Consider the following 23,034-nt stretch of genomic DNA (forward strand, 5'->3'; position numbering starts at 1 on the left):
TCCTCAAGTCGCACTCGGGACCAGCACCTTGAGTTCCCCCGCATGCATCTTGATTTCGACATCCGCCGGCATGCGCAACAATTCGCCGTCAAGCACACAGGCGGCCCCTTTGCGGTGCTTGGGAAAATGCAGATGCACGTGATTGGCCGTTGAGGCCGTCACCGCGTCATTCTCCTTGAAGCGACCGCGCAGGATGTCAAAAGCCAGTGCCCCGACGCCTGTCGGCTCAAGAGGATCGGCGAGATAAACGCCGAGACGGCCAGTATTGACGGCATCGGCGAAAAACAGCGAATTGTTGCCCAGCGGGTTGTTCGACACTGAAATCGCAGAGACGGGACGCTCATCGCTGCGACCGTCGCCATCGATATCGAACATCACCTCAAAGCGGGGCGGATCCAGCATCACGCCAAAGGCAGCACTTGTGCTCGCGCGGATTTTGCCGAGCCGCGACGCAAAATTCATCTGGTTGCGCATCCGCACCATTCGGGCATGCAGTCCGGCCGAAAACTGGTGCACGAATGGCCGTCCATTGGCCGTAGCAATATCGACATCGGCAACCCTTGCGTCGGCCAGCACATCGAGAACCTTCCAGATATCGAGCGGCAGCTTGAGCGAGCGGGCAAACAGGTTCATCGTGCCGGCCGGAACGATCCCCAGCGGCAGGCCAGCTTTCCAAGCAATTCCGGCAGCGGTCGAGATCGTTCCGTCGCCACCACCGGCAACCACAGCATCGATTCCGCCGTCATCCGCCACGCGCTGGAGCGCGTCGACGATCTCGTCACCGCCGACCACGGCGCAATCGAGTTCGTGCCCCTTTGCGGTGAAGGCGCGGGTGGCGCTCTCGCAATAGGCCTCCATATCGGTGGTCTTGAAGGTGCCGCCGTCGCGATTGAGTACCGCTTTGATCTTCATAGGGTCCTTTCACGGCTCAGGGGGAGAGCCGTCGTTTCAAACGTGCCGCGGTGGGAAAAGTTTCCGGTCGAAGCACAAATCGAGCCGCCCATGAAAGATTTCAAGTGCGGTCGCAAAATGGCCTCGCGACCGCCATTTAGAGACCGCGCCGATGGCAGCAACGCCTGGTTCACCGCGCGACCATTGGTCGACTGGCGTGAGCACCGATTTGCGACCCGCATCAATGCCAGCCTAGACTGGCGCCTGCTGATTCCCGATCCTCCGGAGAGCCCATGTCCGCTAACCCTGCCCCGCTCGACAATCGCCGTTCGGTGCTTGGGGCCATCTCCGCCCTTTCCGTCGTCCTCATCTGGGCGACCTGGCTTGTATCGACACGGCATGGGGTCGGCGCAGGTCTTGGACCGCTTGATCTCAGTCTACTGCGGTATGGCATTCCCGCGCTGGTGCTTACGCCCGTCTGGTGGCGCACCGGGCTGTTTCCCAAGGGGGCGAACAGCGCGCTTGTGCTGATGATCCTGGGCTCAGGCGCCCCCTTCTTTCAGCTCGTGTTTTTTGGGATGCGCCACACCCCGGCCTCGGCGGCGGGTGTGCTCCTGCCAGGCCTGATGCCGCTTGCCGTTGCGTTGATCGGCATGATTTTCCTCGGGGAACGCCCGGATATCTGGCGGAAACTGGGCATGGCGGCGATCTTTGCCGGTGGCGCCCTGCTGCTCTTCGGCAATCTCGGCGATGATGGGCTAAGTTGGATCAGCTTTGCCATCCTGCCGTTCGGTGCTGTCTTGTGGGCGGTTTACACCCACGCCTTCCGCCGTAGCGGCCTGACGGCCTTCGAAGGCGCTGCCCTCATCTGCGTCTGGTCGACCATTCTCAATCTAGCCGCCCTGCCCTTTGTCGGCACCCGGTTCCTCACTGCCCCCGTCAGCGAAATCGCCCTGCAATCCCTGACCCAGGGGTTACTGTCGGGATTGGTCTCCACGCTGCTTTATGGCACCGCCGTACGCGCGCTTGGCGGCACGCAGGCTGCAGCCTACACCGCAATCACGCCGGTTGCGGCCGCACTTGGGGGTGCTGTCGTGCTCAGCGAACCTCTCGGCTTGCCAACATTGATCGCAGCCCTGATCACGGGCATCGGGGTGCTGCTTTCGACTGGCGTTCTGCGCAAACGCTGATCCAGTCAGGCGTGGGCGGGGTTTCACAGCCCTGCCCGCATGCAGATCCGGCAGAGCTCACGCCTGTTTGACGATCACCTTGGTTCCAACGGGAACCCGCGCGGCGAGATCGATGACATCGTGGTTCATCATGCGGACACAGCCGGACGACATCGCCTGTCCGATCGACCATGGCTGGTTTGTACCATGGATGCGGAACATCGTGTCGTTGCCACCGCGATAAAGATACATGGCGCGAGCGCCGAGCGGATTGTTGGGGCCACCCGGCAGACCGCCGGCATATTTCAGGTTCTTTTCGGGATCGCGCCGGATCATGTTGGGGGTCGGGGTCCAGGTCGGCCATTCAGCCTTGCGGCCGACATAGGCATTGCCGGCGATAGCCAGCCCCTCGCGTCCGACACCGATGCCATAGCGCATGGCTCGACCACCACCCATCACATAATAGAGCCGGCGCGCGGGCGTATCGACAACGACAGTGCCCGCAGGATGGGTCGTCTCATAAGCCACCTCCTGGCGACGAAGCTCCGGCTTGATCTTTTCAAGCGGCACCTTTTTCAGCGGATAGGGCTCAGTCGTCACATCGCCATAAAGCGCCTGCTGGTTGGTACCGGCCTGGCAACCGGCCAGGAAGAGCGGCAGGCCAAGCAGAAGGCCGCGGCGGGAAATTGTCATGGGTCGGAGTTCCTCAGAGCAAGATTCGTTGCCGAGGAGCCTAGGAATTTATGGTTAACGGCGGGTTAAGTCAGCATCCGCTGGTTAAGCTTCATGGCAAAATCGCGATGCGGCCGAAACACCGACCCTGCCGGTCCGACTTGTAGGATCGCCAACTCTCCAGCCGGTGGCGAAACAGGAAAGGCGGCCTCTCGACCACCCTTGACGCTTGCGCTTACCAGTCGACCGGACCATTGCCAGCCAACGTCCACGGCGGCCTGCCGGGCCCACGACGAACTACATGTTCGGATAGACCGGCCCTTCGCCGCCCTGCGGTGGCACCCAGGTAATGTTCTGATTGGGGTCCTTGATGTCACAGGTCTTGCAGTGGACGCAGTTCTGCGCGTTGATGACGAAGGTTTCCTCGCCATCCTTCTCCACCCATTCATAGACACCCGCCGGACAGTAGCGCGTCGAGGGACCGGCATACACGCCGAGTTCCGACCGCTTCTGCAGGTCCATGTCCTTGACCTTCAGGTGGACAGGCTGATCTTCCTCATGATTGGTGTTCGACAGGAACACGGAGGACAGGCGGTCGAAGGTCAACACGCCGTCCGGCTTGGGATAGGCGATCGGCTGGTGTTTTGCCGCCGGCTCCAGCGATTGTGCATCCGTCTTGCCGTGCTTCAACGTAAAGGGCGAAGTCCCGAAGATCTGGTTTATCCACATATCCAGTCCGCCAAGTGCAACGCCCAGCGCCGTGCCGAACTTCGACCAGAGCGGTTTGACGTTGCGCACCCGCTTCAGGTCCTTGCCGATATCCGTGGAGCGCCATTCGTTCTCGATCTCGATCGCCTCGTCATTGGCGCGACCGGCGGCAATCGCATCGGCAATCTTTTCGGCCGCCAGCATGCCGGAAAGCACGGCATTGTGGGAGCCCTTGATGCGGGGCACGTTGACCAGACCGGCCGAACAGCCGATCAGCGCGCCGCCGGGGAAGGTCACCTTCGGCACGGACTGATAACCGCCCTCGGTGATGGCACGTGCGCCATAGGACAAACGCTTTGCGCCCTCAAAGGTATCGCGGATTGCCGGGTGCGTCTTGAAACGCTGGAACTCCTCGAAAGGATAGAGATAGGGGTTCTTATAGTTCAGGTGAACCACGAAGCCCACTGCCACCATGTTGTCTTCAAGATGATAGAGGAACGAACCGCCGCCGGTCTTCATGCCAAGCGGCCAGCCGAAAGAGTGTTGCACCAGGCCTTGGCGGTGATGCTCAGGCTTGACCTGCCACAGTTCCTTGATGCCGATGCCGAATTTCTGCACGTCGCTGTCCTTCGACAGCTGGTACTTGGCGATCAACTGCTTGGCCAAGGAACCACGCACGCCCTCGCCGATCAGCACATATTTGCCGAGCAGTTCCATGCCGCGGGTATAGCTCGGTCCAGGCTCACCGTTCTTTTCGATGCCCATGTCGCCGGTCGCGACACCGATCACGGCTCCCTGGTCATTGTAGAGCACTTCCGTTGCGGCAAAGCCCGGATAGATCTCGACACCAAGCGCTTCGGCATGGGCGCCCAGCCAACGACAGACATTGCCGAGCGAGACGATATAATTGCCGTGATTGCTCATCAGCGGCGGCATGAGAAAATTCGGCAGACGAATTGAACCGGCAGGCCCAAGGAAAAGGAACTGGTCGTCCTTCACTTCGGTCTTGAATGGGTGATCGGTCTCTTCGCGCCAATCCGGCAGCAGCTTGTCGATGCCAACAGGATCAACCACAGCGCCAGAGAGTATATGCGCCCCCACCTCGGCACCCTTTTCGAGCACGACCACCGTCAGGTCCGGATTGACCTGCTTCAACCGGATTGCAGCAGACAGGCCCGCAGGCCCCGCACCGACGATTACCACGTCGAATTCCATGCTCTCGCGTTCCGGCAGTTCCATTTCGGTGCTCATGGTCATTTCCTCATCAGGCGGTCCCGTCCGCCCTCCTCCTTGACAAAACCCGACCCGATTGTCGAGCCGAAGCGCGACGCCGGGCGACGCAAATTCCGGCAGGGCGGTGTGAGAGGGAAGAATATCTTACGTACACGTAAACGTCAATGCACAGCCGATCCGGATACGTCCCAGCTCAAGCACCGCTGATGTGCGTTCCGTCACAAACAGAACCGCAAGTCCCCTTCCTTTTTAGGGGTTCCACGAAAGCATCTCGGCGAGACGACATGAGTATAATCGCAATCAGCCCAATATGAACCAAGACATTCTCGCGGGAATCATCCTGCTCAACGTCAAATTGCGAGCGAAAAACGTGCATTTTCCGTTGTTTGAGCATAAAATGGCACGTTACGCATTAACCTGTCTTCAACTGGCACAGCGTATGATTGCGCTATCTTGAACAGCAATCGGTCCAGTCCGACGAGCGTCGGATGGGAGGGCCACGAACGAGATCGGGTCAGGCTCTTGCGCGAAATACTTAACCTTCTCCGAACCGTCAGGGTGGCGTTCTTGACCGCCGTCGGCTCGTCAGGGATGGCCGCCTTGCTTGCCGTCGTGGCATTGATCATGACGCCTGCATCCGAGGAGTTTGTCAGGCAATTGATGATGGCGACAGCCGTCGGCTCCGGCGCCGCCAGTATTGCCCTCATCTTGCATCTGGGTCCTGTCTCGGCCGTCTGGCGGGCGCTGAGTGCCAGGACCAAACGGGTCGAGCGTCGCGCCAATGTCGATGAAATGACCGGCTGCTGGAACCGCCGCCGCTTCATGGAAATCCTGAACGACAAACTCGCCGAAATCGAAGACGCCAAGGATGCCGGTCGCGCCTATGAGGAGATCACCATGCTTCTCCTCGACGTCGACCATTTCAAGATGATCAACGACACCTTCGGTCACGCGAATGGCGACGAAGTGCTGCGCATGCTCGGCCAGTGCGCTCGGGAAAATCAATCCTGGACGGTCGGTCGCCTCGGCGGCGATGAGTTCGCCATTTTGGTCGCCGGCAGCGATCCTCGCCTGATCGGCCCTGAGGCGCGCAACTTCGCCGACAAGCTGGCGTCGCTGCTGCGTAACAACGAAAAAGCCCGTGGCTTCCAGGGCATTTCCGTGGGCGTTGCCAGCGCCCCCCAGGATGCCTCGCGCTCGCAGGATCTGATGCACAAGGCCGACGTCGCGCTTTACGCCGGCAAACGCAATGGCCGCGGCAAGATTACCTTCTATCATCGCGACATGGAGCACGAGGAAGCCGAAGAGCGCCAGATCGCCCATGATCTCCATGCGGCCCTCCTGCTCGACCAGCTCGAACTGCATTACCAGCCGATCATCGAGGCGGACGGCACGGTGTGTGCAGCCGAAGCGCTTCTGCGCTGGCGCAATCGCGGCCGTGGCTATGTGCCGCCGGACAAATTCGTCCGCGTCGCCGAAAAGTCCGAGATGATCCATCGTCTTGGAGAATGGGTGTTCAAGCGCGCCTGCCGTGATCTGAAATCGAGCGGATACCCGCGCTTCTCCGTCAACGTCTCCGGCGCCCAGTTCCGCAATGACGGTATGGTCGACATGTTCCGCCGGGTGCTGCGTGAAAGCGGCTGCGAGGCCAGCCAGTTCACGCTGGAGATCACGGAAACCGTGGTGCTGAGCGCCACCCCCTCCGTGCAGCGGGCGCTGAAGGAGCTGCGCGAAATGGGCTTCACCATCGCGCTCGACGATTTCGGCACCGGAAATAACTCGTTCGCCCTGCTCCGCGATCTGCCGGTCGACTATATCAAGATCGACAAGAGCTACACGCAGCGACTGGAAACCGACAAGATCACCCAGATCTTCGTGACCGCAATCGGCGAAATCGCCAAGGAACTGGACATGATCGTCGTGGCCGAAGGCATCGAAACCGAAGAGCAGCAGACCTGCTCGCGTATTGCCGGCGCGGTCCGTTTCCAGGGTTATCTGCATGGTCGCCCCGAGCCGATCCGCGGCCAGCAGCGTCCCGCAGCCGTGCTTGAACAGGTGGCCTCCTAAGCCTTGGGCCGAGCCTTGTGCAAATGCCCCTTCCCGCTCGCCTCACCCCTTGCTAGGGTCCGGTAAAAGCATCGCATCACGGAAGGATTGCACTCATGGATCTCGGCATCACAGGAAAACGCGCACTGGTTCTCGCTGCATCACGCGGACTGGGGCTTGGCATTGCCAACGCGCTTGCAGCTGAAGGCGTCCATGTCCTCATCTGCGGGCGGACGGAAGAACGCCTGAAAGCCAATGTCGAACGCATCCGTGCCTCGGGCGGCAAGGCTGACTATGTGGTCGCCGATCTCGCCGACAGCCATTTCGTCGACCAGATGCTGCATGCCGTGCATCACACGCTCGGCGGCATCGACATCCTCGTCAACAATACGGGTGGCCCAACCCCGGGCACGGTCGAGGACATGGATGCCGAGAAGCTCTACAACTTCTTCCAGTCCATGGTGGTGCGCGTGATCACGCTCACCAACGCGCTGATGCCACTGATGAAGACACAAGGGTTCGGTCGCGTTCTGACTGTGGCCTCTTCCGGTGTTTTTGAACCCATCCCCAACCTCGCCCTTTCTAATACCTTGCGCGGCGCACTTGTTGGCTGGAACAAGACGCTGGCGACCGAAGTCGCCTCCTATGGCGTGACGGCCAACATGATCCTGCCTGGTCGCATCCATACCGACCGAATTGATGAACTCGATGGCGCCAACGCAAAACGCCAGGGAACGTCGCTGGATGCGGTACGCGAAAACTCGATCAAGGCCATCCCGGCCGGACGGCTTGGCAAGGTCGAGGAATTTGCTGCGGCCGCGGCCTTCCTGTGCTCGGTGCCAGCAAGCTATGTGACGGGCACTATGCTGCGCGTCGATGGTGGCGCGGCAAAGTCCAACTGAGACGTCGAACTGTAGACGAGGTGGCCTGACGCTATTTCATTAGCGCTCGCTAAAATCTTAATGGCGATCTGAACATCTTGGCAAGGCAGTTGGGGTATTCCTGTCCCATCATCCTTGCCAAGAAAGTCTACAAAAATGCTCCCCGCCGGACATGAAGACCGGTTGACGCCACCATTTGACGTGCAACAACCTGATCCCTCGGACGAAACGGATGAGCCGTCGCGTGCCGTTGCACTTTTGGGTCCCCGCTCACGCATTTTCGCTCAGGGCAAGATCATCGGTCACATATTGCCTCTGATTGCGACGAGCGAAGAGGGTTCAGGGCCCAAACACAGACGATCCGTCCATTCCGTGGCTTACGACGAGATGTGACACCAAACGCGGTGTCAAACCGAGTACTTGGGTCACCCCTGAGATCGGGCACAGATTTATGACCTAACGATCCACGCCTCAGCGCCGAGCATTAGGCTGAAGCTGTTCTGAAGACATCACCCGAAAGTCGATCCCGCATTGCCGCCCTGTTCCATCAGGGATGCGAGCAAGGAATAGTTTTTCGTCCCGCCACCTTGCCTCCGATCAGCCGCTATGGCATCAGGCGCCCTCTTTCCCAGGCCCGGTTTCGTCCGGGCCTTTTTGCGGCACCCTCCCAATCGTCACAGGACAGAAAGCGATGGCCATGGCACAGGCGCTCGGCTTGGATTTCGGCACCACCAACACCGTGATGGCAGTGGCCGATGCTGGTGATCACACCCGCTCCGTCTCCTTCACCTCGTCTGCAGGTGAAACCGACAGCATGCGCACGGCGCTCTCCTTCATGAAGGATCCGCAACTGGGCGCCGGCGCGCTAAAGGTGGAAGCCGGCCAGGCTGCCATTCGCACCTTCATCGACAATCCGGGAGAATGTCGCTTCCTGCAGTCGATCAAGACCTTTGCCGCCTCCCCTCTGTTCCAGGGTACCCTGGTTCATGCCCGGCGCTTCCAGTTCGAAGACCTGATGGAAGTGTTCCTCAAGCGTCTGGAAGCCTATGCCGGCAGCGGCTGGCCGGTGGATACCAAACGGCTTGTCGTCGGCCGCCCCGTGCATTTTGCCGGGGCAAGCCCCGATCCGGCCCTTGCCACCACCCGCTATCAGGAAGCTTTGACGCGCCTCGGATTTCCGGAAATCCACTATGTCTACGAACCCGTGGCCGCCGCCTTCTATTTCGCCCGGACACTGAAACAGGACGCGACCGTTCTCGTTGCCGACTTTGGCGGCGGTACAACAGACTTTTCGCTGATCCGGTTTGAAAGCAATGCCGGGCGCCTGAGTGCAACCCCGATCGGCCATTCCGGTGTCGGTATCGCCGGCGACCAGTTCGATGCCCGCATCATCGACCATCTCGTCGCTCCCGAGATCGGCAAGGGCACGCAGTTCAAAAGCTTCGGCAAGCTGCTCGACGTGCCGAGCAACTATTTCCTCGCCTTCTCGCGCTGGAACCAGCTATCTATCTTCAAAACAATGAAGGAATTTGCTGATCTGAAGTCCCTTGTCCGCCAGGCCGAGGAGCCGGAAAAGCTCGAAATCTTCATCGACCTGATTGATCATGACGAGGGCTATCCGCTCTACCAGGCGGTCTCTGCGGCGAAAATGGCGCTGTCCTCGCAAGAGGAAGCCGAATTCCGTTTCGCACCCCTCGGCAAGGCTGGACATAAGCAGGTCAAGCGAACGGACTTCGAAAGCTGGATCGCGGACGACATTGTCCGCATGGAAGAAGCGCTCGACCAGGTTCTTGAACAGAGCAACACGAACGCCGCCGCAATCGACAAGGTGTTCCTGACCGGAGGCACCTCCTTCGTTCCGGCCGTCCGCGATATCTTCAACCGTCGTTTTGACGCCGACCGGATCGAAACAGGCGGCGAAATGGTCTCGATTGCCCATGGTCTGGCGCTGATCGGCGATCGCGACGACATCGGCCAATGGACCGCGTGAAAGCGAGAGACCGCTTGCTTTTGATTTGCCTTGCCACGGCGATTGGCACTAGAACGGACGCATGATCCAAGCCCGCGACATGACGCCCGCAGAACTCGCCGCCCTTCTGGCATTCCATGCCGATGCGGGCGTCGAGTGGCTGGTTGAAGACGAGCCGGTGGATCGCATTGCAGCCTTTGCAGGCGAACGGGCGGCGCGGCACGTGCAGAGGGCGCAACCGCAACCCGCACCGATGCAAGCCGCAGCAGCGCGCGGCATTCCGGCACCGCCGCAAGACCAGAAACCCGCGCGATCGCAGGCCGCCCTCGGCTCCACCCTGCCCGCCATTCCGGACGAAAACGCCGTTGCCGAGGCGCGTTTTGCCGCAGAAAGTGCCCGATCACTGGCCGAACTGAAAACGGCCATCGAGGGATTTGCCAGCTGCAATCTCAAGGCCTCCGCCCGTTCGACAGTGTCCGTCACGGGCTCCGGCCAATCCGGCATCATGGTCATCGGGCCAATGCCGAGCGCTGACGACGACCGGGAAGGTACAGCCTTTTCCGGGCGCGCCGGGCTTCTGCTGGACCGGATGCTGGCGGCAATCGGCCAACCGCGGGAGGCGGTTTACGTAACGACCATCATTCCCTGGCGCCCGCCGGGAGATCGCATGCCTTCGCAACCCGAAATCGCCATCTGCCGCCCCTTCATCGAGCGGCAGATCGCGCTCTGCGAACCGCGACAGGTTCTGGTTCTCGGCAATTTTGCCGCCCGTTTCTTCTTCGGAGAAACCGGCACGATCCATGCTTTGCGCGGAAAATGGCGCGAGATTGGCGGCTCCGGCCATATCGTTCCGGCGCTTGCCACCCTGCATCCGCAGGAGCTTCTGTCTGCTCCCGGCAGCAAGGCTCTGGCCTGGCTCGACCTTCTGGCTTTTTCCGAGCGCCTTCAGCAGGCACCTGCCCAGGTTTAAGGCATTTCAACGGAGATATGACAAACGCCATGCGAATTGCGCATGGCAGCATCGCATTTGTTCGCCTTGCCGAAAAAATGCTGCACTGCGATATTCGGCACCTGTGAGGGAGGATCGACTCACAAGGAATAACCCCGTGACCCTGCGCACTCGCCCAATCCACTGCAAATTCGAGACGCTCCGTCTGGCCGGCGACATTGGGCGCGTCAATGCGCCATACCATCGCGGTGGTCTTGCAGCCACAGAGCAGTTGACGGCCCGCTGCACCTCCCATGTCGGCCGCATCGCACGCCCGCTCACAAGCGTTGTCGAGCACAGCCTCTAACCTGGCTTGAACCGACGCTCGAAGCGTCGCCGAACTTTTGTTGCCACGGGTCACCGAAAAGCCCCAGCAAACAGCTCTGCGTTCCCCTGCGCGACCCTGCGCAAACGCCTCGGCGCCGATGTAACTCCGGACAGTTCTCCAAACCTCCGCATGCCGAACGGGCGGCTCTGCGCGAAGCGCATATCTGCCTCTCCCATTTGTGCATTGCATCAATCGTTCAATCGTGAACAGATTAAGGGCTGCAAGACCACCACTCTCGTCAAGGAGAACGTCATGTCCCTTCGCCTCAGCTCTGTCCGCAGTCTTCGCCAGGTCATGAATGACATCGAGCAGGCCATCAGTGTTTCCGCCGCCCTGTCGGATGCGGCGCGTCGCCGTCGGGCCGCTCTCGAACGCGGCGAAACAGCTCGCGCTTGCGCCTTCGATATCTGACCCTCTCAGTCAGCCCGACGACAAAGTCTTGCTCACGCCTCGCGAAGCGTGTTGCGCTGCGGCTCGCGCAGACTAAGGCGCACAGGGCCGCAGATTGCCTCGAAGGCAAAATCAACGACTGCAAACTTGATGGCCTGCCAATGGCAGTATTCCTCAAGGAACGCCCGCTTCAACACAAAGCCGGACTTTGCATCGTCCACATAGGCTAGGCAACCGAGATCCACCGCCTTGCGCAGCAGACGCTGCAAATGCGTGCGCGAGATCATGAACTGCTCGGACAGACTGCGCGCATCCACCCGACCGATCGGGTAGCCGTCCAACTCCGAATTCAGATCCGTCGCGCGCCGGACCATCTCATCCATCACCAGACCGCCGGCCTCCGTCCAGAGGAAATGCGCGACACGGTTCGGCGGCTCGCGCCAGGCGGGGCAATGGCACGTTCGATGAGCGATCTGTGGCTGGATCAGGCGAAACAGCTCGGGCTTGGCGAGAAGCTGCGACACACGCCCGCCCCCATCCAGGCTGTCGAGAAGCCTGAGGTTCGTCACCAGCCACTGGAACATGGCCGCAAGACTGATATCGGTTGCCTCGTAGCGTTTGGGCCGACGGTAGGGATCACCGGCAATTCGGACAAACTTGTAGCTCAGCAGCTGGTCGAGAAAATTCAGCACGGTGTTGCGGCTTGCAGCGGACGTGGTCGTGACGATCTCGCGCAGGTTTGTCGTCGTCAGCCCACTGCTCGGCTGGCTTGGATCATACTCCAGATCGAGTGCAAGCGCCGCCTGGCTCAAGAGCCAGCGCTGATGCGATGCCATCATCCGCGACAGCCTGGGCGCACCATCGAACTGCTGACGCAGACTGCTTGAGTAATCGCGCAGGGCCCCAAGAAAATGCGGATGTTCGGCAATCTCATCGACCGAGAACGGCATGTTGCCTCCTCAAGGACAGAGTGACGGCCAAAATGAACGGATCAGTCCCCTGACGGTCCTGTGGTTCGCCAGCTTTCCATCGGTCCTTTGCACTTTGCCGAAACAGCATGAAAACCTTTCGTCAGCGACCGCCAACGTGCAGCCGCCGTCCTGTGACACTTAACAACCTAAACGAAATTGCCTCACCATTTCAATTCATTATTATTATCAATGATTGTCATCGCCACCGAAGGCGTGATTTCACCCCGGCGGGTCGCAACTTCATCTTGAAGGATTGTTATTTCCGGTCAAGATCGCAAAATCTTGCAAGGAACCCGCCGCATGCTGTCAAGCCTCGCCTCTATCGCCACGCTGATGCTCTCGACCCTGATGATGATGGCGGGCTTCGGGCTGATGAGCTACATGCTGCCCATCCGCTCCCTGGCCGAGGGCTGGTCGACACTGATCATTTCGGTGATCGCGACCGGCTACACGTTCGGCTTCACGTTGTCCTGCATCGTCACGCCGATCTTTGTCCGGCGGGTGGGACATGTCCGGGTTTTCGGCGCACTTGTCACGCTCCTGACCATCTCCATCCTGCTCTGCGCTCTCGTCGTCGAGTGGTGGGCCTGGATGATTTTCCGCGGCCTCTCCGGTTTTGCAATCGCAGGCGCCTATCTCTTGATCGAAAGCTGGCTCAACGAGCGCGTCAACAACGACAACCGCGGCGCCCTGTTTTCCGTCTATATGGTGACCTGCCTGGTCGGCTCGATCGGCGGCCAGTATCTCGTCCCGCTTGGTGATGTGAATGGCCCGCAGCTCTTCATGATCTGCGCCCTGATCTTTTCAGCCGCCCTGTTTCCCGTAGCGCTGTCGACCGCGCAATCGCCCTCGCCCATCGCGGAAGCGAGCTTTGACCTCAAGCGCCTGCTCAATCGGTCGCCGATTGCCTTTTTCGGCTCGCTTCTATCCGGTGCGCTGTCGGGAACCTGGGGCAGTCTGGGCGGCGTCTACTCGCAGAATATCGGCCTCAACACGGCGCAGGGCGCAACCCTTCTTGCCGCCTTCCTGGCTGGTGGAGCTTTGGCCCAGGTGCCGATCGGGCGGCTCTCCGACCGCATCGATCGACGCAAGGTCATGATTGGCGCGGGCCTGTTCGGCGTCGGCGCATGCCTTCTCATGATGGCCTTCGGCAGCGAACAGCCTCTCGCCGTCTACCTCTCCGGCTTCCTTGTCGGCGCCGTTCTCTATCCGGTCTACTCGCTCAATGTCGCGCATGCCAACGATCTCGCCGAGCCGCATGAATATGTGACGCTGTCGAGCGCCATCATGATCCTCTACGGCCTCGGGACCGTCACCGGTCCGATCATGGCGGGTTCGCTGATGCAGGCCTTTGGCCCCAATGCGCTGATCTGGTTCCTCGGTGTCGCCTTCGCGCTCTATGCCGGTTACGCCGCCTGGCGCATGACCCGCCGCCCGGCCGATGTCACCGCAGATGACAAGACCGATTTCCAGGCGCTTATGCCCAGCATGCAGGGCACCGACGCGCCCTCGCCGCTGCATGACCCCGCAGCAGAAACGAGCTAGTTTGCAGGCGTCGAGGCCTTTCGTGCCCGTCGCCGCTCCAGGCCGAGTTGGTGCTCGCGAAAGATGATGAAAATCCCCGCCCCGACAACAATCAGCGCGCCGATGACCGTGGTGCCGGTCGGGATTTCCGAAAAAAGCACATAGGCGACAGCCGATCCCAGAATGATCGAGCAATATTCAAAGGGTGCAATCGTCGAGACATCGGCATAGCGATAGCTTTCCGTCAGCAGGATCTGCCCGATGCCGCCGAAGATGCCGGCCAGGATCAAGAGAAGCGTGGCCTCCGCCGTGAGACTTGCCCAGCCGAAGATCCAGGTGATTGCGGAGAGAAGCGCTGCCATGACGGAAAAAAAGAGGACGATGGTCGAGGTGTTTTCCACTTCGACCAGTTGGCGAACCTGAAGCATGGCAGCCGCACCGAGCGCTGCCGAACACAGAACGGCGATGGCGCCAATCGCCGCCTGCCCTCCCAGGCCCGCCTCACTGAAAAGCGACAGCTTGGGCAACGATATGATCAGCACGCCCACAAGACCGATGGCGACGGCCGACCAGCGATAGAGCCGCACCGTCTCCTTGAGGAAAACCGCAGCAAAGACGACGGCCAGCAGTGGCATGGCATAACCGATGGCAATCGCGTCCGGCAGCGGCAGCAAGACGAGGCCATAAAAACCGAAGCCCATGGCGAAGACGCCAATCAATCCACGTTTGACATGGCCGAAGGGATGATCGGTCCGCATCGCCCGACGCAATTCACCCCGCCATGCGAGGTAGGCCACAACCGGCAAAACGGCAAAGGCCGACCGCATGAACGTGATCTGTCCGGGCGGAATTCCGGCACCCGCAAGCTTGATGCAGGTCGCCATGGCAACAAACACACCAACCGAACAAACCTTGAGTAGGATCCCGCGTAAGGGGCTTGGGTCGGCGTATGCCATCGTAGCTGTGCTGCCTGTCTGTCTATCGGTCTCACAACCGGGTCTTCTGCGCCCCAGACTCACCCTCCGGGTCGCTCATGCGGCGCGAACCCTTGCAGCTTCCCGGTGATCAGACAAGGCAGCAATCGACCTTCCCTCGATCTTTCGGGCATAGGCAGTCCGGCCGGACTCCTGACGCGAACCGGCGTTTCTCCGGCCTCGACGATCCATCGTGCATGCATTCAAAATAATCCCGAACTGCCCTCTTCAGTCACCGAAATTTGAAAGGGCCGGGCAAGATCAGCGGTGAACTATTCTTGGGCAATGTTCCATTATGACGCCATAACGCGCGCTTTTCTGCCTTTGCGGCAGATAAGCAGACCCATAAATTCGCTAGAGTTTTAACAATCGTTCAGAATTTGCTGTAATGATCGACTGGATTTGGCTCAGACATGCGATGCTGACAACAGGACGCTGGCAACCGGGCCCACATTGAGAAGCGACCAGGACATACTATGCGCACAGATACGGGCCGGATCGTTCATCTGGCAGACTACCGCCCCACCGATTTTGTTCTGGAACGAGTTGATCTGACCTTCGAACTTGATCCGACCGAAACCAAGGTGGAAGCGCGTCTGATCTTCCACCGGCGCGAAGGTGTCGATCCCGCAGCCCCCCTCGTTCTGGATGGTGACGATCTCACCATGACCAGTCTTCTCTTCGATCAGATCGAGATGGATCCGGCGCGCTACACCGCCCTGCCCGAGAGTCTCGAGATCCGCGACCTGCCGGAATCGACACCGTTCGAGATCACCGTCGTCACGATGATCAATCCGGAGGCCAACACGCAGTTGATGGGCCTCTACCGGTCGAACGGCATCTATTGCACCCAGTGCGAGGCCGAAGGCTTCCGCCGCATCACCTATTTCCCCGACCGGCCGGATGTGCTCGCGGTCTATACGATCAACATCATCGCCGACAAGGCGGCCAATCCGCTTCTGCTGTCCAACGGCAATTTCCTCGGTGGCGCCGGCTTCGGCCCCGACAAGCATTTCGCCGCGTGGTTCGACCCGCATCCGAAGCCATCCTACCTCTTTGCGCTGGTCGCCGGCGATCTCGGCGTCGTCGAAGACACCTTCACCACCATGACTGGCCGCGAGGTCGCGCTGAAGATCTATGTCGAGCATGGCAAGGAGCCGCGCGCGGCCTACGCCATGGATGCCCTCAAGCGCTCGATGAAGTGGGACGAAGAGGTTTTCGGACGCGAATACGATCTCGATATCTTCATGATCGTCGCCGTGTCCAACTTCAACATGGGCGCGATGGAGAACAAGGGTCTCAACATCTTCAACGACAAATATGTCCTTGCCGACCCGGAGACCGCGACAGATCAGGACTACGCGAATATCGAAGCGATCATCGCGCATGAATATTTCCACAACTGGACCGGCAACCGCATCACCTGCCGCGACTGGTTCCAGCTCTGCCTCAAGGAAGGCCTGACGGTCTATCGCGACCACGAATTCTCGGCCGACATGCGCTCCCGCCCGGTCAAGCGCATTGCCGAAGTGCGCCACCTGCGCTCGGAGCAGTTCCCGGAAGATTCCGGCCCGCTCGCGCATCCGGTCCGGCCGACGAAGTATCGTGAGATCAACAATTTCTACACGACCACGGTCTACGAGAAGGGCTCCGAAGTCACACGCATGATCGCGACCATTCTCGGTCGCGACGGCTTCAAGAAGGGCATGGATCTCTACTTCGAACGCCATGACGGCGATGCCTCGACCGTCGAGGATTTCGTCAAGTGCTTTGAAGATGCAACAGGCGCCGACCTCAACCAGTTCGCACTCTGGTATCATCAGGCCGGCACGCCGCAGGTTACCGTCTCCAGCGTCTATGATGCCGCCGCATCGACACTCTCGCTTTCCTTGGAGCAGATGTTGCCGGCAACACCCGGACAGCCGAACAAGGAGCCGATGCACATCCCGCTGCGCTTCGCGCTGATCGGCGACAATGGCGCCGAACTCGACGCCAGCATCGTCACGGGTGGCAAGGTCACAGCCGACGTTTTGCATCTGACGGAGCGTTCGCAGACTTTTGTCTTCAGCGGCATTTCCAGCCGCCCTGTCGTCTCGCTCAACCGGGGCTTCTCCGCCCCCATCACCCTGCATTTCGAGCAGAGCGAAGCGGATCTCGCCCATATCGCGCGCCACGACAGCGACCATTTTGCCCGCTGGCAGGCCATTACCGACAGCGCATTGCCGGTTCTCACCAAGGCCGCGCGCGCCGCGCAGGCCGGCGAACCTGTCGCAGTCAGCGCCTCGCTTGTCGATATCCTTCTCACGGTCGCCGCCGACGAAGAGCTCGAGCCGGCCTTCCGCGCCCAGGCGCTTGCCCTGCCCAGCGAATCCGACATCGCGCGGGAACTGGGCGGAGACAACGACCCGGATGCCATCCATGTCGGACGCGAGGCCGTCCTTGTCGCGCTCGCCAAGGCTGGTGCTTCCGTGTTTGCCGCTCTCTACGACCGTCACGCCGTAACCGGTGCCTTCTCGCCGGACGCTGCCAGTGCCGGACGCCGGGCTTTGCGCAATGCGGCACTGACTTTCCTGTCGATTGCCGAGGGCGATCCGAAACGGGCGGCAGAGGCCTATGCCGCAGCCAACAACATGACGGATCTTTCGCAGGCGCTGAGCGTGCTGGCCCATCGCTTCCCGGAGGCGAAAGAAACCGCCGCCACCCTGCAGGCCTTTGAAGCACGCTTTGCCGACAATCCCCTCGTGCTCGACAAGTGGTTTGCCATCCAGGCGACGATCCCGGGCGCCCAAACGTTGGAGCATGTACGCAGTCTGATGGCGAGCCCGCACTATGCGGCCGGCAATCCGAACCGTGTGCGCTCCCTCATCGGCAGCCTCGCCTTCAGCAATCCGACCGGCTTCCACCGCAAGGACGGCGCGGCCTATTCCTTCTTCGCCGATCAGATCCTCGATATCGATCCGCGCAACCCGCAGCTTGCCGCGCGTCTGCTGACGGCGTTGCGGTCCTGGCGGATGCTGGAATCCTCGCGCGCGGACAAGGCACGCCAGGCACTTGTGACCATCGAGCGTGGCCCCAACCTCTCGACCGATGTCCGCGATATCGTCGACCGTATCCTCAAGGCCTGACGCGCAACCACGCGTCGACCTGATTTGGTTGCAAAGGCGCCGCGATTGTGGCGCCTTTTGCGTGTGACGCGTGAACAACTCCCGTTTTTATCGAGCTGATTTTCCTCGGTTTTCACCCCTCATCCTCCCGCGCCTTAAAAAAAACGGATTCCAATTAAGGGGTTAAGAGTTTCTTTACCCTATGCGTCTGGACAAGCAGAATCCACCATGATTCTTTGGGGTCAGATTCGCGCGAGCGGCGCGTCGAATCGCACGAGGACAAGAGGCGGATGGTATGTTGAACGCGCGGCGGGTCACCGCAGCCGATGATCGGTTGCGCATAAATTTCTGGGAAAGCGAAACAGTCTTTGACTCGTTGCGGCGCGCCTTCTCCGGGCCGCCGCCAAGCTCCGGGCGGGAGCGCGACGGCAACAATGGCGCGCGTCGCCCCGTCAGCGCGCTGGAAACCTTGCTGCGCCGGTTGATCCCTGTTCTCATTCTCGCCTTCCTGTGCGTCGTGGCCCTGGCGCGCACCGCCGGCATCATGACAGAGCACGAGCGCATGGAAACCGCTGTGCGCGTGCAAACAGCCCTGATCGCCGCCACCGCCGATGCGGCCCTGTCGAGCCAACCGGAAATCTTCGCAACGCGTGATCGTGCCGCCGCTCAAAAGGCGTTGTCCGCCTATTTCCCCGCAGAGGCCGTTCAGGCCGGCATCTTCGTGCTTCTGGTTGATCCCAGCGGTCGGGTCTTTGCAACGTCCGAGGGCGCAGAAGACGAAGTCGGTCTGATCCTCTCGGCCATCATGCCGCAGATGCTCTCCATCCCGAATGACGGCGCCAAGGCCGCGGTCGAGGCGGAGTTTGACGGCATCCCGCATTATGCCGTCGTCACCAGCGTTGGTGAGGATGGCGCGCTGATCCTGGTCGCCCACAGCCTGCAAGCCGTTGAGGAATTCTGGCGGCGCGAGATCTCGCTCAACGTCACCCTGTTTGCCGGTGTCTCGCTGATTCTGCTGGTCATTCTCTATGCCTATTTCCATCAGGTACGGCGGGCGCGCGAGGCTGATGACAGCTTCGTGGAGTCGAACCTGCGTGTGGAGACAGCGCTGGCACGCGGCCGCTGCGGGCTTTGGGATTTCGATCTGAGTTCGCGTCAACTGGTCTGGTCGCGGTCGATGTATGAGATGCTCGGTCTCAACCCTTCCTCGACCCCCCTCACCTTTGCCCAGGCCGCCGCGCTGATGCATCCGGATGATGGCAACCTGTTTTCACTCGCACGCGCGCTTAATCGCGGTCGCTCACGCCATATCGACCAGCTCTTCCGCATGCGCCATGCCCAGGGCCACTATGTCTGGATGCGGGCACGCGCGCAGATCCTTGCCAGTCACACCGGCGGCATGCATGTCATCGGCATCGCCATGGACGTCACCGAGCAGCACCGTCTTGCCCAGCGTTATGCCGAAGCCGATCAGCGTCTGGCCGATGCCATCGATTGCACCTCCGAAGCCTTCGTGCTCTGGGACAAGAACGACAAGCTCGTCACCTGGAACGGTCATTTCCAGAAGGTCTATCGCTTGCCCGATGACGTGCTCGTGCCTGGCACCGAACGCTCCGTGGTTCTCGCCTCCGCCGCCAAGCCGATCATCAGCCGGCGCATCGCCGATCCCGATGACGGCACGAATTCCCGCACCTCTGAAGTCCAGCTTGCCGACGAGCGCTGGCTGCAGATCAACGAGCGCCGGACCCGCGATGGCGGTCTCGTCTCGGTCGGCACCGACATCACGGTCCTCAAACGGCACCAGGAGCGCCTGCGCGATCAGGAACGCCGCCTGATGGCTACCATCGGCGATCTCTCTTCCTCGCAGAAGATCCTTGAACGTCAGAAAACGGAACTGTCCGAGGCCAACGAAAAATATCTGGCCGAAAAGCAGCGCGCCGAGGCCGCCAACAAGGCGAAGTCCGAATTCCTCGCCAATATGAGCCACGAACTCAGAACGCCGCTCAATGCGATCCTCGGTTTTTCCGAAATCCTGCTCACCGGCATGTTCGGCCCTGTCGGCTCGCCGAAATACGAGGAATATGCCAAGGACATTCACGAAAGCGGCAAGCATCTTCTCAACGTCATCAACGACATTCTCGACATGTCGAAGATCGAAGCGGGCCAGATGAAGATCCGCTGCGAGACCATCGATCTCTGCCCGCTCATCGAGGAAAGCATGCGCCTCACGGCCATCCCCGCGGCAGAAAAGCAGATCACGGTCGAACAGCGCATTTCCGCAGGTCTGCAACTCGCCGCCGACCGCCGCGCGATCAAGCAGATCATGCTCAATCTCCTGTCGAATGCCGTCAAGTTCACCAATGAGGGGGGGCGCATTGCGGTTCGCGCTCATAAGGTCGGCAACGGCGTGCGCCTGACGATTGCCGATACCGGCATCGGTATTCCGAAGACCGCACTTGGCAAGATCGGCAACCCCTTCGAGCAGGTGCAGAACCAGTATGCCAAGTCGAAAGGCGGCTCCGGCCTCGGTCTTGCCATCTCCCGCTCGCTGGTCTCCCTGCATGGCGGCTCGCTGAAGATCCGCTCCTGCGAAGGTCAGGGGACCGTCGTTTCCATCCTCATCCCGGATGCGGTCGTTTCCGCACAGGCAAAAAAACGAGCCTGATCCACATCAAGAGGGGCGCAAGAACGCGCCCCCCTCCCACGGCACAACAAAGCGTGTTGCTTCACTCGCTGCTAACCTTCTCAGACTACAGATTGTCAGACGTCGAAAGCTTTATGCTTTCTTGCGCATAAAGCGTGCACATGGGCCTCGCGTTAGACTGTAACGCAGGAGCAGAGATAGCGATGAAATCTGATGAACCGAAACCTCGAAGGGGCTTGCACGTCAACTTCGCGGTCAATCTGATCGGCGCGGTCGCGCCCATCCCTATCTTCATTCTTACCGTACCGGTCTACATCCACCATATGGGGGATGCCCGCTACGGTGTCCTGTCCCTGATCTGGATCATGATCGGCTATCTCGCCTTTCTCGATCTTGGTCTTGCTCCGGCCACGATCAACGCAATGGCCCGACTGAAGCTGGATGATCGCCGCGAACGCGCCCAGGTGCTGATTTCCGCCTTCTCCATCAATATCCTGATGGCCCTGATCGGCGGGATTGCCATCTACAGTATCGGATTGTTGCTGCTTGCGTCTGGCAAGAACGTGCCCGTCGAGCTTGAGGGCGAGGTGCGCGCGGCCATGCCCTGGATTGCCACGCTTCTACCCCTGGTCCTGCTGTCCAACGCGACAATCGGTGTCATCGAAGCACGGGAAAACTTTCTACTTGCCAACGTCCTGCAGGTCGGCAGCACGATATTCGGTCAGGTCACCCCGGTCATCTGCGCCGTTTTCGTGTCCAACGAACTGTCCGCTATCATTCCGACAGCCGCCATTGCCCGGCTGATCTCCCTCGCCATCAGCCTGGTGGTCGTCTACCGCATCGAAGGCCCGATCCGCCTGTCTGACTTCCAGATGGCGCGCGCCCGGCAGCTACTCGGCTACGGTGGCTGGGTTACCGTATCGACCCTTGTCACGCCTCTGCTCAACACACTTGACCAGCTGGCCGTCGGGCGAATGCTCGGTGTCGCGGCTGTTCCCTATTATTCGGTCCCGTTCAGTGTCATCAGTCGGACGCAGATCCTGACGGGCGCGATTTCGCGCGCCCTTTTCCCACGGCTCTCGAGCTCTGAACCGCAGGAAGCGACGGAACTCGCCTCCCGCGCGCTTGTCTCCACCGGCATTCTTTACGGCGGCATTTGCGCATGCGGCATCCTTCTCATGGATCCGCTGCTGACGATCTGGCTTGGCGCGGCTTTTTCCGCCAAGTCCAGTACAGCCGCTGTCATCCTGGTCAATTCGATCTGGATAGGCTCGATCACCTTTGCCCCCTACTGGCTGCTGCACAGCCGCCAGCGCCCCGATCTGATTGCCAAACTGCATTTTGCCCAGCTGCCGCCTTTCGTCCTGGCCCTTTATCTTCTGACGCCGAGTTATGGCCTGATCGGAGCCGCCATTGCTTCCGTCTTTCGAGCCTCGCTCGACCTTGGAGGGCAGATGTGGCTTTCGGGCATCCTTGCGCGCTGCCTGTCCCGGCTTGCGCCGATAGCCTCTCTGCTCGTTGCCGTCACCGCGATCCAGCTGCTGGCCGGACATCACTGGATCTTGATGGTCGTGCTGACTGCCGGTCTCTGGCCTGTCGTCCTTTTGCTTTACCGATGGCAGGATCCGGACGGCTTTGGCATGTTGACGTCAATTTTGTTCAAACTTGCTCGCCGCTCTCGCGCTGCCTAACCATGACTGAAGGACGCCAATATGGATAAGCATGACGCGGCATCCGCCACACCAAGCCCCTATTACAACGTGACCGGCACAGCTGTTGCCGGCCCAGTTCAGGGACGCGTTTTTGTCATCAGTCTCGCCCGCGCCACCGAGCGCCGCGAGACCTTCAGTCAAACTGCGCCGGACGGCGACCTGCCATGGGAATTCTTCGACGCTTGCGAAAGCCTGTCGCCTGATCTGCGATACAACGAGACGGATGCCTTGATCCGAAATGGCCGGACCATGCATCCGCGAGAACTCGCCTGCTATTCGAGCCATTATTCCGTCTGGAAGAAGATCGCGGATGAAAACATCCCACAGGCCCTGATCGTCGAAGATGATGCCATTGTGGACTGGGGCTTGGTGAAACGGCTTTTCGCCTGCAATCTCGCCGAGGAAGGGCTGCATTACCTCAAGCTCTACAACAACCGTCCGGTCAAATTCCGCATCCTCGACGAGATGTTCCTGGGCAAGTGCCTGATCCGATTTTCAGGCTATGCGCATGGCATGGTTGCCTATGCCGTAACCCAAGAAGGCGCCGCTCAACTGGTAGAGCGCCTGCAGGATGTCTACCGTCCTGTCGACGATGAAATCGACCGCGACTGGCATCACGGGTTGCCCAACCTTGCAATCTTCCCTCAGCCCGCCTTCGAGAAGGTTGGCACTTCGACGATTGGTTATGATCGGTTTGAGGAAGCGCCTTTGCCGCGCGCACTCTTCGTCCGGCGTCAGCTCTACCGCGTCCGTGAAAAGCTCAGCCGCTGGTTTCTGTCGTCGGCGCGTCGCCGCGTCCGACTGAGGAGCGGATGGCGGTAGTGCGAGTC

18 protein-coding genes are annotated in these 23,034 nt (G+C 60.4%); 12 read left to right on the forward strand and 6 right to left on the reverse strand.

The annotated features are described in order from the left end of the window. Positions 1-3: 3 nt before the first annotated feature. Positions 4-912, reverse strand: coding sequence for a diacylglycerol/lipid kinase family protein (locus tag FAA97_RS06245; RefSeq protein ID WP_136597613.1), 909 nt, complete (start codon positions 910-912; stop codon positions 4-6). Between the two features lie 272 nt (positions 913-1,184). Here FAA97_RS06245 and FAA97_RS06250 point away from each other — a divergent pair, with 272 nt between their 5' ends. Next, complete coding sequence (locus FAA97_RS06250; RefSeq protein WP_136597614.1) at positions 1,185-2,081, forward strand: DMT family transporter; 897 nt, start codon at positions 1,185-1,187, stop codon at positions 2,079-2,081. 57 nt (positions 2,082-2,138) lie between these two features. On the opposite strand, the gene FAA97_RS06255 is transcribed toward FAA97_RS06250, so the two are convergent. The 3 genes from FAA97_RS06255 to FAA97_RS21040 all read right to left on the reverse strand — a co-directional run bounded on the left by FAA97_RS06255 (position 2,139) and on the right by FAA97_RS21040 (position 5,299). Continuing rightward, the gene (locus tag FAA97_RS06255; RefSeq protein ID WP_136597615.1) at positions 2,139-2,753 is read right to left on the reverse strand and encodes a L,D-transpeptidase; all 615 of its coding nucleotides are present in this window, start codon (positions 2,751-2,753) and stop codon (positions 2,139-2,141) included. A gap of 276 nt (positions 2,754-3,029) precedes the next feature. Beyond that, a complete protein-coding gene (locus tag FAA97_RS06260) occupies positions 3,030-4,691 on the reverse strand; it encodes an electron transfer flavoprotein-ubiquinone oxidoreductase (RefSeq protein WP_136597616.1) in 1,662 nt (553 codons plus the stop codon). A 332-nt stretch (positions 4,692-5,023) separates the two neighbouring features. Next, positions 5,024-5,299 carry a hypothetical protein gene (locus FAA97_RS21040; RefSeq protein WP_168800927.1) on the reverse strand — a complete coding sequence of 92 codons (276 nt, stop codon included), beginning with the start codon at positions 5,297-5,299 and terminating at the stop codon, positions 5,024-5,026. On the opposite strand from FAA97_RS21040, the gene FAA97_RS06265 reads away from it, so the two are divergent. The 6 genes from FAA97_RS06265 to FAA97_RS21045 all read left to right on the forward strand — a co-directional run bounded on the left by FAA97_RS06265 (position 5,298) and on the right by FAA97_RS21045 (position 11,296). Further along, positions 5,298-6,740, forward strand: coding sequence for a putative bifunctional diguanylate cyclase/phosphodiesterase (locus tag FAA97_RS06265; protein WP_168800928.1), 1,443 nt, complete (start codon positions 5,298-5,300; stop codon positions 6,738-6,740). The genes FAA97_RS21040 and FAA97_RS06265 overlap by 2 nt on opposite strands. 95 nt (positions 6,741-6,835) lie before the next feature. Further along, positions 6,836-7,621, forward strand: a complete 786-nt coding sequence (locus FAA97_RS06270) for an SDR family oxidoreductase (protein ID WP_136597618.1) — start codon at positions 6,836-6,838, stop codon at positions 7,619-7,621. 676 nt (positions 7,622-8,297) lie between these two features. Further along, positions 8,298-9,590 carry an Hsp70 family protein gene (locus tag FAA97_RS06275; protein WP_136597731.1) on the forward strand — a complete coding sequence of 431 codons (1,293 nt, stop codon included), beginning with the start codon at positions 8,298-8,300 and terminating at the stop codon, positions 9,588-9,590. A gap of 61 nt (positions 9,591-9,651) precedes the next feature. Beyond that, on the forward strand, positions 9,652-10,539 hold the full coding sequence (locus FAA97_RS06280) for a uracil-DNA glycosylase (protein WP_136597619.1): 888 nt from the start codon (positions 9,652-9,654) through the stop codon (positions 10,537-10,539). Between the two features lie 136 nt (positions 10,540-10,675). After that, on the forward strand, positions 10,676-10,864 hold the full coding sequence (locus FAA97_RS06285; RefSeq protein ID WP_136597620.1) for a hypothetical protein: 189 nt from the start codon (positions 10,676-10,678) through the stop codon (positions 10,862-10,864). A gap of 273 nt (positions 10,865-11,137) precedes the next feature. Further along, the gene (locus tag FAA97_RS21045) at positions 11,138-11,296 is read left to right on the forward strand and encodes a hypothetical protein (RefSeq protein WP_168800929.1); all 159 of its coding nucleotides are present in this window, start codon (positions 11,138-11,140) and stop codon (positions 11,294-11,296) included. A 32-nt stretch (positions 11,297-11,328) separates the two neighbouring features. On the opposite strand, the gene FAA97_RS06290 is transcribed toward FAA97_RS21045, so the two are convergent. Beyond that, positions 11,329-12,225, reverse strand: a complete 897-nt coding sequence (locus FAA97_RS06290; protein ID WP_136597621.1) for a hypothetical protein — start codon at positions 12,223-12,225, stop codon at positions 11,329-11,331. Positions 12,226-12,546: 321 nt separating this feature from the next. Here FAA97_RS06290 and FAA97_RS06295 point away from each other — a divergent pair, with 321 nt between their 5' ends. Next, positions 12,547-13,791, forward strand: coding sequence for an MFS transporter (locus tag FAA97_RS06295; RefSeq protein WP_136597622.1), 1,245 nt, complete (start codon positions 12,547-12,549; stop codon positions 13,789-13,791). Here the strand turns inward: FAA97_RS06295 and FAA97_RS06300 are convergent. Continuing rightward, positions 13,788-14,726 carry a DMT family transporter gene (locus FAA97_RS06300; protein ID WP_136597623.1) on the reverse strand — a complete coding sequence of 313 codons (939 nt, stop codon included), beginning with the start codon at positions 14,724-14,726 and terminating at the stop codon, positions 13,788-13,790. The two genes, FAA97_RS06295 and FAA97_RS06300, sit on opposite strands and share 4 nt — an antisense overlap. Positions 14,727-15,220: 494 nt before the next feature. Here FAA97_RS06300 and pepN point away from each other — a divergent pair, with 494 nt between their 5' ends. From pepN to FAA97_RS06320, 4 genes are all read left to right on the forward strand, one after another. Next, positions 15,221-17,869, forward strand: coding sequence for an aminopeptidase N (pepN, locus tag FAA97_RS06305; protein WP_136597624.1), 2,649 nt, complete (start codon positions 15,221-15,223; stop codon positions 17,867-17,869). Between the two features lie 274 nt (positions 17,870-18,143). Continuing rightward, positions 18,144-20,513, forward strand: a complete 2,370-nt coding sequence (locus tag FAA97_RS06310) for a PAS domain-containing sensor histidine kinase (protein ID WP_136597625.1) — start codon at positions 18,144-18,146, stop codon at positions 20,511-20,513. A gap of 182 nt (positions 20,514-20,695) precedes the next feature. Next, on the forward strand, positions 20,696-22,183 hold the full coding sequence (locus FAA97_RS06315; RefSeq protein ID WP_168800930.1) for an oligosaccharide flippase family protein: 1,488 nt from the start codon (positions 20,696-20,698) through the stop codon (positions 22,181-22,183). A 21-nt stretch (positions 22,184-22,204) separates the two neighbouring features. Beyond that, a complete protein-coding gene (locus FAA97_RS06320) occupies positions 22,205-23,026 on the forward strand; it encodes a glycosyltransferase family 25 protein (protein ID WP_136597627.1) in 822 nt (273 codons plus the stop codon). Positions 23,027-23,034: the final 8 nt, after the last annotated feature.

It is taken from the genome of Peteryoungia ipomoeae, assembly GCF_004912165.1.
GTDB lineage: Bacteria > Pseudomonadota > Alphaproteobacteria > Rhizobiales > Rhizobiaceae > Allorhizobium > Allorhizobium ipomoeae.

What these genes read in the sequence shown, in the direction of transcription:
- FAA97_RS06245 (WP_136597613.1), bottom strand. Translation starts at nt 912, where the DNA reads ATGAAGATCAAAGCGGTACTCAATCGCGACGGCGGCACCTTCAAGACC.
- FAA97_RS06250 (WP_136597614.1), top strand. Translation starts at nt 1,185, where the DNA reads ATGTCCGCTAACCCTGCCCCGCTCGACAATCGCCGTTCGGTGCTTGGG.
- FAA97_RS06255 (WP_136597615.1), bottom strand. Translation starts at nt 2,753, where the DNA reads ATGACAATTTCCCGCCGCGGCCTTCTGCTTGGCCTGCCGCTCTTCCTG.
- FAA97_RS06260 (WP_136597616.1), bottom strand. Translation starts at nt 4,691, where the DNA reads ATGAGCACCGAAATGGAACTGCCGGAACGCGAGAGCATGGAATTCGAC.
- FAA97_RS06265 (WP_168800928.1), top strand. Translation starts at nt 5,298, where the DNA reads ATGACGCCTGCATCCGAGGAGTTTGTCAGGCAATTGATGATGGCGACA.
- FAA97_RS21040 (WP_168800927.1), bottom strand. Translation starts at nt 5,299, where the DNA reads ATGATCAATGCCACGACGGCAAGCAAGGCGGCCATCCCTGACGAGCCG.
- FAA97_RS06270 (WP_136597618.1), top strand. Translation starts at nt 6,836, where the DNA reads ATGGATCTCGGCATCACAGGAAAACGCGCACTGGTTCTCGCTGCATCA.
- FAA97_RS06275 (WP_136597731.1), top strand. Translation starts at nt 8,298, where the DNA reads ATGGCACAGGCGCTCGGCTTGGATTTCGGCACCACCAACACCGTGATG.
- FAA97_RS06280 (WP_136597619.1), top strand. Translation starts at nt 9,652, where the DNA reads ATGATCCAAGCCCGCGACATGACGCCCGCAGAACTCGCCGCCCTTCTG.
- FAA97_RS21045 (WP_168800929.1), top strand. Translation starts at nt 11,138, where the DNA reads ATGTCCCTTCGCCTCAGCTCTGTCCGCAGTCTTCGCCAGGTCATGAAT.
- FAA97_RS06290 (WP_136597621.1), bottom strand. Translation starts at nt 12,225, where the DNA reads ATGCCGTTCTCGGTCGATGAGATTGCCGAACATCCGCATTTTCTTGGG.
- FAA97_RS06295 (WP_136597622.1), top strand. Translation starts at nt 12,547, where the DNA reads ATGCTGTCAAGCCTCGCCTCTATCGCCACGCTGATGCTCTCGACCCTG.
- FAA97_RS06300 (WP_136597623.1), bottom strand. Translation starts at nt 14,726, where the DNA reads ATGGCATACGCCGACCCAAGCCCCTTACGCGGGATCCTACTCAAGGTT.
- pepN (WP_136597624.1), top strand. Translation starts at nt 15,221, where the DNA reads ATGCGCACAGATACGGGCCGGATCGTTCATCTGGCAGACTACCGCCCC.
- FAA97_RS06310 (WP_136597625.1), top strand. Translation starts at nt 18,144, where the DNA reads ATGTTGAACGCGCGGCGGGTCACCGCAGCCGATGATCGGTTGCGCATA.
- FAA97_RS06315 (WP_168800930.1), top strand. Translation starts at nt 20,696, where the DNA reads ATGAAATCTGATGAACCGAAACCTCGAAGGGGCTTGCACGTCAACTTC.
- FAA97_RS06320 (WP_136597627.1), top strand. Translation starts at nt 22,205, where the DNA reads ATGGATAAGCATGACGCGGCATCCGCCACACCAAGCCCCTATTACAAC.